Origin of the sequence: Mesorhizobium sp. LNHC229A00 (assembly GCF_000502415.1) — a bacterium.
Classification (GTDB): domain Bacteria; phylum Pseudomonadota; class Alphaproteobacteria; order Rhizobiales; family Rhizobiaceae; genus Mesorhizobium.
Genome location: NZ_AYWQ01000037.1, coordinates 1 through 14,489, shown reverse-complemented (window position 1 = coordinate 14,489; position 14,489 = coordinate 1). Strand labels below are relative to the sequence as shown.

Below are 14,489 nucleotides of genomic sequence, written 5' to 3'. Positions count from 1 at the left end.
ACTCTCTGATGTCCTTCAGATTCTGCGTGATATCATGGGTCGCCACCCAGCAAGCGTCGTCTCCGTCGCATAGCTGGACGCTATATGGCTAAATCCCAATGGCTACCAGGGAACCATCGGTTGATCTGCCGTTACCGTTCTGTCGTTTGGTCCCGTTCTTCTCGATGCTCTTCGCGGATCTTTGCCTGCGGCTGGCCATCACGTTTGACTATCCTCGGTCTGTTGGTAGGCATTTTTGGCCTGGCTGCTTTCCTGGGCTATTCGGCAGTGTCTGGGTCCGCTCCGCTTCTGGGCCCTTCCGCGAGTCGCCTGCCAGGGTGCGCGGTGGCCCGGCCGCAAGAAGGACAGCCCGGCTGACGGTAACAACGGTCATGATCTGCGCAATACTCATAGGCCTGAGATCGGCCCCTTCGTCAACTGCATCGCCTGCAGCTCGAATAGGCGCCGGTAGAGGCCGCCGTCGAGACGGATCAGCCCGGCGTGATCGCCCTCCTCGATGATACGGTTGCGGTCAAAGACTAGGAGCCTGTCGAGCGCGCGGACCGTCGAGAGGCGGTGCGCGATCACAAGCGTCGTCCTGCCGATCATCAGTCTTTCTATCGCCTTCTGGATCAGCGCCTCGGACTCTGAATCGAGGCTCGACGTCGCCTCGTCGAAGATCAGGATCGGCGCATTGACCAGGAAGGCGCGCGCAATCGCCACCCGTTGACGCTCCCCGCCGGAAAGCTTCAAGCCCCGTTCGCCGACCAACGTCCCATAGCCCTTCGGCAGACGTGCAATGAACTCGTGCGCACTGGCGAGCTTTGCCGCTTTCTCGATCTCGGTATGGCTGGCGCCGGGCCGCCCATAGGCGATATTCTCGGCAAGCGACCTATGGAACAGGATCGGCTCCTGCTGCACGGTCGCGATCTGTGAGCGGAGTGATGTCTGTGTCACCTTCGAAATGTCCTGCCCATCGATCAGGATCCGGCCGCCATTTACGTCATAAAGCCGCTGGAGGAGCTTTACAAATGTAGTCTTGCCAGAGCCGGAAGGGCCGACCAACCCGACCCGTTCGCCGGCCTTAATTGAAACCGAGAAGTCGCTATAGAACGGCAGCCGATGGTTGCTGTAGTGGAAATGGACGCTCTCGAACTGGATGCGGCCTTTCGTGATCCGGATCGGTTTGGCTTTCGGACAATCGGCCACGCCGAGCGGCTGGCTCTGGATTTCGACCAACTCTTCCATGTCGTTGACCGACCGCTGCACGTTTCGCACATGCATGCCGACATCGCGCAAATAGCCCTGCAGCACGAAGAAAGACGTGAGCACAAACGCAATGTCACCCGGTGTTGCTTGGCCATGCGACCAAAGAAGCAAGCTGTACCCGATCACGACCGCCCTGACCGCTAGCAGCGTGATGCCTTGGACCGTGCCGTTGATCGTTCCGCGCACCCACGTCCGGCGCGTCCGATGCCGCCACTTCGCGAGGACCTTCGCGAGGCGCCCTTCTTCCCGTTGTTCGGCGGCGAAACCCTTGACGACTGCGTTGCAGCTGATCGCGTCCGCGAGCGCGCCGCCGAGCCTGGTATCCCAGCTGTTGGCAAGGCTCGCTGCCGGGGCGACATAGCCGAGCGATAGCGCGATGGGCAGTGCGACATAGACAAGCGAACCACACGCGATCATCAGTCCCATTACCGGCCAGTGCCAGCCAAGCAGCACAGTCGAACCTATCAGCATAAGTAGTGACGGGAGCAAAGCGGCGAAGATCGTGTCGTTCAGAAGACCGAGCGCCGACATCCCGCGTGTGATCTTGCGTACTGTCGAACCAGCGAAGCTGTTGGCGTGCCAGTCGGTCGAAAAGCGTTGGACGCGGTGAAATGTGACGCTCGCAACGTTGGGCATCATCTTAAGCGTGAGATCGATAATCCCGATGTACGCGACCTGGCGCATGACGAGGGTGACGAGAGCGAGCGCGATCAGCATGAAGAAAGCACTGAGCGCTGCGTCCCAGGCAGTCTGTTCCCCACCGGCAACAGCATCGACGAGCAGACCCATATAGAGCGGCGTCAGCACATCAGCGAGCGTGGCGGCAAGCACGGCGGTCTTGATGATCGCGAGCCGGGCCGGCTGGCTGCTCCAGTGAAGGCCAATGAAGGCCAGAACGTCGCGAAAAGCGCCGCCGCGCACACCGATATGTAAACGGCTCATGCTTTTATACAAGCGCATCAATGCGCTCGGTCCCAAGACAGCTTAAACGGAAACTCTGCGCGAGCACGAAAACGTCTCTCAAAATCCGAGATGTCTGACGCGGCGGCCCTGAATGTTGGTTCATTCTTCTTTCTTCGTTCTATCGATCTCGATGCACCGCGCTGCATAAATATTGGTCGGTACTCATGCCGCCCGCAATAAGAGACTCAAAAATCGTGCCAACCACGCAGTAACGGTCTCAGAATTAATCTTCTGCAAATCAGTCAATGGCTTAAATGGGCGCGCGGGCAGGGCGCCTGGCCCAACACCGCCAGTCATGGATTCGACAAACGCGACAATTGTCGGTTTCCTGGCATTTTCCATGAAATGGCGGACTGGATTCCGCCGCGAGGAAGCGGAATTCCCGCGTCATTTAACCGCGTTTGCGTTGACCGGTGTCCGACGATGTTCCGACACAGTGACTTTCAGATCCATCATCAGCGGCAACAGGAGCACGCTCCTGCTGCCGAACCCGTGCGGAACTGCAGTAAAGAGGGCCAGGGCAAAGGGCGGGGTTCGCCCCGAGGCGGTGCCGGAGTGTCGGCGCCAGTCCGCGCTTGCGGATCCGCGTGCCGATCCTGAACGCGGCATTGGGCGGCTAAGGAAGGAGGGGGGCCGCTAATCAACGTCGGTCGAGATCGCGGCCGTCATTCTGAACTGAAAGGAGCCATAGCCGGGACGCCAGAATGGCTCCCCCGCGGTGTTTGAGAAGAAGGGCTAGCGACTTGCTATCACAACTCAGCACTATCGTGCGGGCCGCACTATGCTGAATTTGCTCCGCGCCTAAACGGCTGATACCGCCAATTTGGTTCACTGATATGACGATCTGGCTGCGAGGCAGCCTGCACAAGTGATCGTTCCCCAATGGGCGGAAAGCGCAGTCAAGCAATTTTTCGAAGCTTCGGGAACGTCGGATTGTCGGATCGAGATAAATTCTGTTTGCTCGCAGTACGAAGTTCCTGAAACAGGACCGAATGCGGTGAGGATGGCGTCGGTAAACAGCACCAGTTTTGGCTCCTCATACTCAGCCCAGCAGCTTTGACGGTGGCGCTCCAGAAATCGTCTCGCCTCTATCGGCGTTTCTGGATTAGAAAAAATACCATTGAAGCCTGCTCCAAGTTATGTTTGTAATAGTTCATTTGCATGACGTCCGCGCGATTGCACTATGTCAAGCGATCGCTGCATTGCCCTAGGTTCTTGCCGAGCCTAAGAGAAGCTACGAAGAGGAGACACCCATGGTTGAACAACGTACCGCCGCCGTCATTGGCGGGGGCGTAATCGGCGTGAGTTGCGCGCTCATGCTGGCCCGCGAAGGACACCGTGTCACCCTGATCGAGGAGGGTCGCATCGGTCATGGTTGCTCTTGGGGCAATGGCGCCCAATACAATGCGGGATCATCTTTCCCCATGGCTCATCCGGGTGTCGTGTGGCGTGCGCTGCGCTGGCTCACCGACGCTAACGGCCCGGTGCGCCTCGCCCCGCGAGAACTACCCCGCACCCTTCCATGGCTCGTCCGCTTCCTGCTAACCGGCCGCCGGGACGCCTGGGAGGCGGCCTATGCAGCTTTGCACGCTCTCCATGCCCCTTGCGCGGAGCTTTATTGTAACATGCTTGGCGACACTGAGTGGAAACGGGTGTTCAGGCCGAACGGCGCCCTGCATGTCTGGCGCGATGTTTCACCTGGCGCGCTCGACGGGCTTGTGGACAGGTTGCGGGCTGAGCATGGCGTGGCGTTCGAGAAGCTCAAGTCGGACGAGGTGCGCGAGTTGGAGCCCGGCTTGTCCCGTGACTACCAGCGCGGGATTTTCTTTCCCGGCGGCGGTCATGTGACCTCGCCGCTAGCGCTGGTGGAGGGCCTGATGGGACGGGCCGCAGCATTGGGCGTTGCTAGTCGCACGGCACGGGTCCTGGCTATCGAGCCCGGCATCCACGAGGTAACGTTGCAGACAAACACAGGGCCTCACCGCTGCGAGATCGTGGTCATTGCAGCGGGCATCGCCAGCCGGGATCTGGCCCGGTCCCTCGGAATTTCTCTGTCGTTGGCCAGCGAGCGTGGCTATCACATCACTGTGCCTGGCATTACCAGCGTCATTAGTCGCCCCGTAACCGACACCGCATCGGCCTTCGTCGCCACGCCTCTGGAAGAAGGGCTGCGCATCGTGGGCATCGCGGAGTTCGATACACCCGATGCTCCGCGCGATCCAAAGCAGAGCAACAAGCTGGTGGCGTACGCCCACGCAATGTTGCCAGACCTGAGAGTAGGCGAGGTGAACCACTGGATGGGCGTAAGACCGTCGACGCCGGACAGCCTGCCGATCATCGGTCCCCACCCCGATCATGCCAACATCCTGTTCGCGACTGGCCATGGTCACATGGGAATCAGCGGCGCTCCCATGACAGCGGCGATCATCTGCGACTTCGTCGCGGCTCGCACACCCCGGCGCACCTGCGCTCCTTACCGCGTGCGTTAGGTGGCAAATTTTATCTTGCGCCGTGCTTCAACAATGATATAGTGCATTCAACAAAATGACATAATGCAATGGGAACGGAAGACACTTCAAATGGATCTTCGGCAAGGTCTCGAGAAGCCGCAAGGTGGTGATGGTCCACTGGTCGGCGGTGTCCCAGTGGTCACGCAAGCTGGATCATTGAAGCAGACCGGCGCGAACGATGCCTTTGTGAAGTTTTCCGGGATCCAGAAGACATACGACGGCGAAACGCTCGTCGTTAAAAATCTCAATCTGGACATCGCCCGGGGAGAGTTTTTGACCATGCTAGGGCCGTCCGGATCCGGCAAGACAACTACCCTCATGATGCTCGCCGGCTTCGAAGTACCCACCCAGGGCTCTATTCTTCTGGGGGGGCGGTCGATTGGCGGCATGCCGCCGCACAAGCGCGACATTGGCATGGTGTTCCAAAACTATGCGCTGTTTCCGCATATGACCGTGGAGGAGAACCTTGCTTTCCCGCTGAAGGTCCGCAAGCTCGGCAAGCCCGAGATGGAAGTTAGGGTCAGGCGTGCGCTCGACATGGTCCGGCTTGGCGTTCAGAGCAAGCGTCGGCCTGGTCAGCTTTCTGGTGGGCAACAGCAGCGTGTGGCGCTCGCTCGCGCACTCGTTTTCGAACCCAAGCTCGTGCTCATGGACGAGCCGCTCGGCGCATTAGATAAACAGCTGCGCGAGGAGATGCAGCTCGAGATCAAGCACATCCACGATAATCTGGGCATCACCGTCGTCTATGTTACACATGACCAGGGCGAAGCACTGACCATGTCGGACCGCATTGCGGTTTTCAACGACGGCGTCATCCAGCAACTCGCCACGCCTGCCGAACTTTACGAACGGCCGCAGAACCCCTTCGTTGCCCAGTTCATTGGCGAAAACAACCGGCTGCATGGCAAGGTCGTCGCCCTGAACGGTTCCACGTGCACAGTGGAGATCCCGGGCGCGGGCAACGTGCAAGCGCTGGCGGTCAGCGTTGAAATCGTTGGTCGGCCGACCGTACTGTCGTTGCGCCCGGAGCGGGTGAGACTAAATCCAACACCCGGCTCGCTGCCCAATGTTTTCAGCGCGCGGGTCGCGGAGGTGATCTACCTGGGTGATCATGTTCGTGTCCGGATGTCAGTCTGTGGCCGGGATGACTTTGTGGTCAAGCTATCGAATTCGGAGGGCGTGGCTCACGTCGAGCCAGGTGCGGCAATGACCGTCGGGTGGAGAGCTGAGGATTGTCGGGCGCTGGACGCTTCATGACGATCGACCCGCCGATAGCTGGGCCGGGTGTTTTACAGCGTCGCTCCCATAATGGGACGGCACAACCGGGAGGATTAATACAATGAGGACATGCTCGATGATTGCCCGCGCCGTAGGTGTGACGGGCTTGGCGGTGAGCGCATTTTTGCCAATGAAGCCCGCCTTCGCCGGCGATCAGCTGACTGTCGTTTCCTGGGGCGGTGCCTTCCAGACAAATCAGCACAAGGCCTACTTCGAACCCTTCTCGGCGGCAACAGGGATTAAGGTCACCGAAACCGAGTGGAGTGGCGAGACGGCCAAGATTCGCGCCATGGTAGAGACCAAGACCGTGAGCTGGGACGTCGTCGACGGCGGGTACGGCATAGGTGAAATGTGCGCCGCGGGCATCATTGAGACGATCGACTGGAAGAAGCTGGGCCTCGATCCCGCCAAGTTCAAGGGCAGGCATGAGTGTGGGGTTCCGACGTCAGCCGCAGCCAATGTCATCGCCTACGACAAGGATAAGCTAGCAAACGGCCCGAAGACCATCGCCGACCTCTTCGACTTGAAGAAATTCCCTGGCAAGCGAGGACTTAACCGGAGCCCGCAAGTCAATCTCGAATGGGCGCTGATCGCAGATGGGGTAGCTATGAAGGACGTCTACAAGGTGCTCGGCACGCCGGAGGGCGTCGATCGCGCGTTCAAAAAGCTCGACACGATCAAGAAAGACGTCGTCTGGTGGACCACGGGCGCCCAGCCACCACAACTATTGGCCGACGGCCAGGTCGTAATGACCTCAGCCTGGAACGGGCGCGTCTATGATGCCATCAAGAACTCCGGCAAGCATTTCGAGATCATGTGGGACGCCGAGCTTCTGAGCTGGGATTACTGGATGATTCCGAAGGGCACTCCGCGGCTGGACGACGCCTACAAGTTCATCGCCTTCGCCAGTTCGCCACAGGCGCAAGCTAACATGGCGCATCTCATCCCCTACGCTCCCGGCAATGAGGATGCGACTGCACTTGTCGATCCAGAGACCCTGTCGAACCTTCCGTCTGCACCCAATCATATGACAAACGCTATGGACATCGATGTCGCCTTCTGGGGCGACAACTTCGACCAGCTCGATCAGCGCTTCACTGCTTGGGTAGCGAAGTAGACCAGACAAAGGTCGGCGGCGAGGTTTTGATTGTCTCGCCGCCTCTCCGGGCGATCTGAGAGGTTGAGAGAAGAGTCGATGGCGACAATGGCCACAACTGCGGTACAAACCAGTAGCATCGGCGTCCCCTTGCGGATCAAGTTGCAGCGGGTTGAGCGCCGGCGCAAGTTGAGGGCTTTCGGACTCGTCCTGCCGCTCCTCCTGTTCATCTTCATCGCCTTTGTCATGCCGATCGGCCGGATGATGTTCGACGCGATCCATGATGATACGCTGCTTGTGCTGATGCCAAAGACTACGGCAGCGCTGAGCGTTTGGGATGGCAAGGACTTACCCGACGAGTCCGCTTACGCCGCGCTCGCCGGAGACTTCAAAGAAGCATGGTCGCAGAAGACCGCGGGCAAGATCGGCGAGCGGATCAACTACGAGCTGCCTGGCGCGGCCAGCCAAGTGAAGTCGAGCGCTCGAAAGGCGAGCACGCTTTCCTCCGGCCCCTACAAGGCTGCAATGATTGAGATCAGCTCAATCTGGGGCCAGCACGAGGTCTGGAGCCTGCTGAAGCGCGGAAGGTCGGCCTATACGGCCTTTTATCTGCTGCGTTCGGCCGATTTCCAATATGGTCCAGACAGCCAGATCGTCGCCTCGCCGCCTGAGAACGCAATCTTCCGCGACATCTTTCTGCGCACGCTTGGCATCAGCATCGGCGTGACCGCAGCGACTCTTCTTCTAGGCTTTCCGCTCGCCTATCTGCTTGCGATATTGCCCCCCAGGACCAGCAACTTGCTGATGATGGGTATCTTGATGTCGTTTTTTACGTCGGTTCTGGTGCGAACTACCGCTTGGGTCGTGCTTTTGCAGGATCACGGCCTGATAAACGAGACATTGATGGCGCTGCATATATTATCGCAGCCTGCGGAACTTATCTTCAACCGGTTCGGCACCGTCTTGGCCATGACCCATATTCAGTTGCCGTTCACGCTGTTGCCTATCTATAGCGTGATGAAGTCGATCTCGCCCAGCCACGTCCGCGCCGCCCGCTCACTTGGCGCCGGCCCATTCTACGCCTTTTGGAAGGTCTACTTCCCGCAGACTCTGCCAGGAATCGCGGCCGGATGCCTGCTGACCTTCATTCTGTGCCTAGGCTACTATATCACACCCGCGCTCGTGGGGGGGCCAGGTGACATGATGGTCAGCAACTTCGTCGCCACTTACACCAACGAGCAGCTCAATTGGGGCATGGCATCCGCCCTTGGCGCCATCCTGCTCACCGCGACGCTGCTGCTTTACTTTGTCTTCAACAAGCTGGTCGGGCTCGACCGGATCAGGATGGGATAAGACCCATGGCCGCTTCCGCCTATGCCTCTCCGATTGAGAAGGGCTGGTACTATCTGCATCGGCTGATCTGCGGAGCCGTGCTGTTGTTTCTGATCACACCGATCCTCGTGGTCATCCCGCTCTCGTTCAATTCCGTTCCTTTCTTCACGTTCCCGATGCCTGGTCTGTCGTTCCGGTGGTATGAGGAGATCTTCATGACCGAGCGCTGGCAGGGGGGGCTGCGTAACTCCATCTTCGTCGGCATAGCGGTCACTCTGCTGGCCACGGTTCTCGGCACTATTGCGGCGCTCGGGCTTAGCCGGCCCAATTTTCCTTGGCGCACGGCCGTGATGAGCATGCTGATCTCGCCCATCATCGTCCCGATCGTAATCACAGCCGTGGGCACGTATTTCTTCTATGCTGATATCGGGCTGCTCAACACCTATACCGGACTGATCCTGGCGCACACCACGCTAGCCACACCGGTCGTCGTCATTACCGTGACCGCAACCCTGTCGGGCTACGATCACTCCCTGACCCGCGCAGCCGCCAGCCTCGGCGCATCGCCAGTCACCGCCTTCTTCAAGGTCACGCTGCCGCTCATACTTCCTGGCATGATTTCCGGTTCGCTCTTTGCGTTCCTTACCTCTTTCGACGAGGTGGTGGTCGCCCTGTTCCTCGCGGGCCCCGAACAGACCACGTTGCCCAAGGTCATGTTTTCCGGAACCCGCGAGCAGATCAGTCCCAGCATTACTGCTGCCGCCACCGTGCTGATCCTTTTCGCCGTGACTGTGCTGACCACTGCCGAGCTCTTGCGACGGCGTTCGGAACGCCTGCGCGGCATCCGCTGACGCGTCAATTTGAGAGCCTCATCCCGGTGAGGATATTGAGGGAACCGGTGGGCAGAAAACTATCCCACGGAATGGCACGGGCGACCTCGTCATTCGCTGCGTGGCGAATCAAACAAGCATGACAAAGACTAAAAAGCTGGAGCAAGCTTATGAAAGAACTTGAGCTGGCCACACTTACCGGCAACGTGGAAGAGAAGAGATTGTGATGGGGAAGCTCGAATTCAACGGACAGCACTATCTCGACGCCCGAGCGTCTGATCCGCGCGAGCTCGGCTGGATGCGCGGTGCGCCTCCGCCAGCCGACAAACGCATTACGTTCGAGAGCGGCACTTTCCGTGATTTCCCACAGATCCGCTGGTCGTTTTCGCACATGCGCGAACTCATGCCCACGGCGAACGTTTGGCGCGGGCGGGGCATGCCTTCGCAGTTCGAACATAGCGACAAGTCCGCCGAGATTGACGCGCTCACTTTCGCCGACACGAACGGTCGCTCCCGACGCTTCGAGGACGCGCTGTTCGACACCTACACCGATGGCATAGTGGTGCTGCATCGCGGAAGAATAGTATATGAGCGCTACTTCGGCGCGCTTGAGCCGCACCTACCGCATGAGTGTCAGTCGTGCACGAAATCGTATACCGGTACGCTCACTGCAGTGCTCGTGCACGAAGGCGTGCTCGACGAGTCAAAGATGATCTCGTACTACCTGCCTGAATTACAGGGCACGGCGTGGGAAGACGCCACGCTCCGCCAGGTGATGGACATGCAGACTGGATTGGCCTTCAGGGAGAACTATGTCGACGAGCAGTCCGACCTATGGACGTATCGACGGGCCTTCGGACGGCTGCCGCGGCCGATTGGCTACGACGGGCCACGGACCTCCTGCGATTACCTGCGCACTGTGCACAAGCAAGGCTCGCACGGCGAGTTCGTCTACCAAAGCTTGAACACCCAGGTGATGGCTTGGGTCATTATGCGCGTGACCGGACGCTCGTTCGTACAACTGCTTCAGGAGCTCCTATGGGGGCCGCTCGGCTGCGAACAGGATGGCTACGTTGAGGTCGACCCGGCCGGCATGCCGACGGCTGAGGGCGGCCTGAGCGCGACCCTGCGGGACTTTGCGCGCTTTGGTGAACTGATGCGGTGTGAAGGAGATTGGCATGGAAAGCAGCTCATTTCCGCGTCCGTCGTGCGCGATGTGCGAGAAGGCACCCCCGCCGCTAAGCTCGAATCAGGCTATTCCTATCGCAGCCAGTGGTGGGTGTCGCACGACGAGCTGGGCTCATTCGAAGCACGGGGCATCCACGGCCAGCGCCTGTATATCGCGCCAAAGGCAGAGATGGTGGTTGCACGCTTCGCGTCGCACCCGGTTGCCGACGGCGCCGACGACCCAGTCACCAGGCCGCAGTTGCTGGCGTTAGGGCGAATGCTGCGTACATAGTCAAGCACGACGAGCAGGCACAGATCACGTACACCACCTTGCGTAGCAGGCACTAGCGTCACATGGCAGCCTAGCTAAAGAGATGGACGACTATAGCATGATGGCTCACCGAGACGGCCCCGCTTCATCCGTTTTCCGGCCTGTCCCCCTTAATGGGACGGTCTCATTCGAGGAGCTAGCACGACATTCAGACGCGTCAGTGGAACTGGCAAAGGCAGTCCCGTTCGCGCATTCCGGCTCGTGCGTGGCTTGGGGCATTCCGTTTGAAATAGGGAACCCGGTTTTTCTCAGGGACCAGGCAGTTATGGTAAAGATTTCACCGACCACCGCTCGATGGTTCGTCTTCTTGCATACATCTGACATTCGGCCGCTCGCGCCCGATCAAAATGGGCTTATTTTTCCGATGCGAGGAATTGGCCAACTCGGAGAACACGCGGCAAATTACGTCCTGATTTACGAAGATGGATCTGAGGAAAGAGCTAAGATCCGGCGGCGCCATGAAGTCGGTTCGTTTGATTTCCGGTGGGGTGAGCAATGCGCCCAAGCGGTAACGGCCATAAAGCCTCGTCCACTCTCGTTGAATGGGGTCAACGAGCCGAAGCCGAGGCGCGACATTGCTGGTTACCGATACCCCGTCGAATGGGGGGCACGCCAGAAACAGCTGATTGTCGACGATTCGGTGCCCTGGATTAACTTTCTGTGGGCCTTGGAAAATCCGCATCCAGAGAAAGCCGTGGAGGCGCTCAGGTTCGAACCGGTGTGCGGCACTTTGATCATCTCTGGCCTTTCCGCAGGCAACGCCCGCTCCATGCCGCTCCGATGGAGAAAGCGTAGGAAAGCGTTGCTCAGGTTTCCAGCCGAACTGAGCTTCGATCCCGGTCTCGACGAGCATAGCCTTCTGGATAAGATCCAAGTCGATCTTGGCCAACTTATCACCGCCAGCCCGGGCCTCGACTATCCCACAGTGGATTGGGAAAAGACGCGTCAAAACCTGGAGCCAGGTACTACGCTAAATGAAGTCCTCGTTGAGTACACCGCTCACGAGGACGCTGAATTCCACCTCGTGGACGGCACCCGTATTGCTGTCCGCGAACTTGATCCCGGCACGGCTCAGAACGGCTTCGTCTTGCAAGCAGTGGCACCAGCCGATCGGCGCGTGATCCTTCGTGTGATCGAGGCGGGAACGAATAAGCACGTCCCCGTGAAGCTTCACGTGCATGGTAGGATGGGGGAGTATCTTGCTCCTATAAACCGCACGCGCGTCCCGAACTCCGGATGGTTTGAGAATTACAGTCCAGATTTTTGCCATGGCCATCACCTATCTACCTATATTTCTGGGGAGACTTCGATAAATTTACCTCTAGGTGAGGTCTATTTGGAAATAACAAAAGGATTCGAAGTTAGTCCTATCCGAAAAACGGTCATTGTCACGCCGGAAACAGAGCAAATCACTGTTGAGATCGAGAAAGTTCTTCACTGGCGCGAGGCGGGATGGGTCACCGCCGACACCCACGTTCATTTCCTTTCCCCGGCAACAGCCATGCTGGAAGGAGCAGCGGAGGGCGTGAACGTAGTCAATCTTCTTGCCAGCCAGTGGGGGGAAATGATGACTAACGTGGGCGACTTCGATGGTCACACAACTTTCGGAACGAAGGCGGCGGGAGGTGACGGCGAGTTTTTGGTTCGCGTCGGTACTGAAAACCGTCAGCATGTCCTCGGCCACATCTCGCTTCTAGGATACTCAGGCAACATGATCTCCCCGCTGTGCTCCGGCGGCCCTGATGAGTCGGCCCTCGGTGACCCAGTCGATGTGCTCCTCACTGAATGGGCGCGGGAATGTCGAAAGCAAGGCGGCCTCGTGGTGCTGCCGCACTTTCCCGATCCCCGTCTTGAGAACGCCGCAACGATAGTTCTAGAGGAGGCGGACGCGGTCGAGTTTTGCTCTCGAGGCAGCTCTTACCGTGGCGTTGATCCTTACGCGCTCTCCGACTGGTATCGCTACCTTAACAATGGACATCTTGTTCCGGCGGTGGCCGGAACAGACAAGATGTCCGCTCGATATGCAGTGGGGGCTGTCCGGACTTACGCAAAAATTCCAGATCATCGGGAATTCTCCTACGAGACCTGGATGAACGCTGTCCGCGCAGGTCATACGTTCGTGACTTATGGTCCTTTACTGGATTTCAACGTGGATGGAAGGCCCATGGGCAGCCGCATGACCACGCCTTCATCAGGTGGAACGGTTGAAGTGAGCTGGAAAGTTGCAAGCGTAACAGTTCCCATGACCACGATCCAGCTTGTCGTCAATGGTGAGGTTAGGGAGAGTCGCACAATCAGGCCGGACCAGGATACGGGGAGTTGGTCAGTGCGTATCACCAAGAGTTCTTGGTTCGCGTTGCTGGTCCGCGCGAAATACGAAGACAAGCCGGAGATGATTGCCGCGCATTCGTCGCCAGTTATGATCGATGTGGACGGTTCTCAGTTCTTCGCGGCTGCCGACGCGCTCACAATCTTGGAACAGATCGAGGGGGCGATAGCCTACGTCGACACGATCGGAACCCGCGCCGAGGCGAAACGGTACAAGGAGATGCGGCTTTTGCTCCAGTCGGCGCATCGGCGCCTGCACAACCGGATGCATCAAATGGGACTTGATCACAGCCATACCGTGGGAGCGCACCATTGAGAGCATTAGTAATTACTCGACAATCGCGCCCAGGTTTTCGAAAGAGCAACCCCCGTGGATAATCCGATGACAGAAGCAAATTCACCAGAATAGCCTTTGCGGCAATAATGCTTGGCGCTGCATGCGGGCCGGCCTCGTCGCATCTGGGGGTCGGCTCGGCGGGTTCGTTCGCGGCCGGCCTCACGCACCCGCTTTCCGGACTTGACCACGTCATCGTGATGGTCGCGGTCGGCCTGTGGGCGGCGCTGAAGGGCGGACGCGCTTTGTGGGCATGGCCGGCGGCGTTTCTCAGCTTGATGCTTCCGGGCGGCGCGCTGGGGATCGCAGGTGTCCAGGTTCCCCCTGTCAAACCTGTTATCTTCGCTTCGATTGTTGCGCTCGGCCTGCTGATCGCCGCTGCGGTAGACCTGCCGGTGGCGGCAGGGGCGATCATCATCGGCTTTTTTGCGTTCTTCCATGGCCACGCGCACGGCACCGAGATCCCAGAGACCGCAGGCGGCCTCGAATATGTCACCGGCTTCGTCCTTGCCACAGCACTACTGCACGCCGCAGGTATCGGCTTTGGTCTGTTGTCGGGTCAGCGCGTTTTTGGCCTTGTGCGATTGCTGCCGGCCTCGGCCTGATGGTCGGCGCACTTTAGCGAAGGGCGTACTCCCGCGTTGTACCGCCGAGCTTACAGGCCGTTCAAAAGGAACGCGCGTAGTCTAAGGGGGAGTGAATGTCTCCAGCCAGATCCAAGGTAACTGTTGGCCGTAGCGCGCCGTAGGTCGCTGCGGGCTACTGTCGTTCTAAGCGCGTAACGCTCGGTGCGGGCAGCGCGCCCCTACGATTGTGGTCGCGTGCGATAAAGAGACAGCGCAAGTTAAATCTTGCGCTCTCTCGCAATAATGATATGGTTCAATTCACAATGACATAACTCAATATAAAAAGCAGGTTTCAATGACCCGTTGGATAAGTGCGGTTGTCGCTGCCGCGACTGGTGGGGCCACGCTAGTCGGAACGGCCTCCTTGCCGGATCGATCGCGGCAGTGACATGAAGGTAGTTCCCCAGGCTGGAAAGTGCTGACCGTCCATGCGCACGAGCCGTCTC

General features: G+C 58.9%; 9 protein-coding genes. 8 read left to right on the top strand and 1 reads right to left on the bottom strand.

What is annotated here, in order from left to right:
- Positions 1 to 387: 387 nt before the first annotated feature.
- Positions 388 to 2,190 (bottom strand): ABC transporter ATP-binding protein, encoded by a 1,803-nt coding sequence (locus X742_RS140995; RefSeq protein ID WP_023775448.1) that lies wholly within the window; start codon positions 2,188 to 2,190, stop codon positions 388 to 390.
- A gap of 1,274 nt (positions 2,191 to 3,464) precedes the next feature.
- On the opposite strand from X742_RS140995, the gene X742_RS141000 reads away from it, so the two are divergent.
- From X742_RS141000 to X742_RS141030, 8 genes are all read left to right on the top strand, one after another.
- Positions 3,465 to 4,700, top strand: a complete 1,236-nt coding sequence (locus X742_RS141000; protein ID WP_031248747.1) for an FAD-binding oxidoreductase — start codon at positions 3,465 to 3,467, stop codon at positions 4,698 to 4,700.
- 90 nt (positions 4,701 to 4,790) lie between these two features.
- Positions 4,791 to 5,978, top strand: a complete 1,188-nt coding sequence (locus tag X742_RS141005; RefSeq protein ID WP_198019273.1) for an ABC transporter ATP-binding protein — start codon at positions 4,791 to 4,793, stop codon at positions 5,976 to 5,978.
- A gap of 97 nt (positions 5,979 to 6,075) precedes the next feature.
- Complete coding sequence (locus X742_RS141010; RefSeq protein WP_031248745.1) at positions 6,076 to 7,116, top strand: ABC transporter substrate-binding protein; 1,041 nt, start codon at positions 6,076 to 6,078, stop codon at positions 7,114 to 7,116.
- 87 nt (positions 7,117 to 7,203) lie between these two features.
- A complete protein-coding gene (locus X742_RS141015; protein ID WP_031248743.1) occupies positions 7,204 to 8,448 on the top strand; it encodes an ABC transporter permease in 1,245 nt (414 codons plus the stop codon).
- A 5-nt stretch (positions 8,449 to 8,453) separates the two neighbouring features.
- A complete protein-coding gene (locus tag X742_RS141020) occupies positions 8,454 to 9,278 on the top strand; it encodes an ABC transporter permease (protein ID WP_023775442.1) in 825 nt (274 codons plus the stop codon).
- A 205-nt stretch (positions 9,279 to 9,483) separates the two neighbouring features.
- Positions 9,484 to 10,716, top strand: coding sequence for a serine hydrolase (locus tag X742_RS141025; protein WP_023775441.1), 1,233 nt, complete (start codon positions 9,484 to 9,486; stop codon positions 10,714 to 10,716).
- A 199-nt stretch (positions 10,717 to 10,915) separates the two neighbouring features.
- A complete protein-coding gene (locus X742_RS01000000171010; protein ID WP_156939482.1) occupies positions 10,916 to 13,399 on the top strand; it encodes a CehA/McbA family metallohydrolase in 2,484 nt (827 codons plus the stop codon).
- Between the two features lie 107 nt (positions 13,400 to 13,506).
- A complete protein-coding gene (locus tag X742_RS141030) occupies positions 13,507 to 14,022 on the top strand; it encodes a HupE/UreJ family protein (RefSeq protein WP_023775439.1) in 516 nt (171 codons plus the stop codon).
- Positions 14,023 to 14,489: the final 467 nt, after the last annotated feature.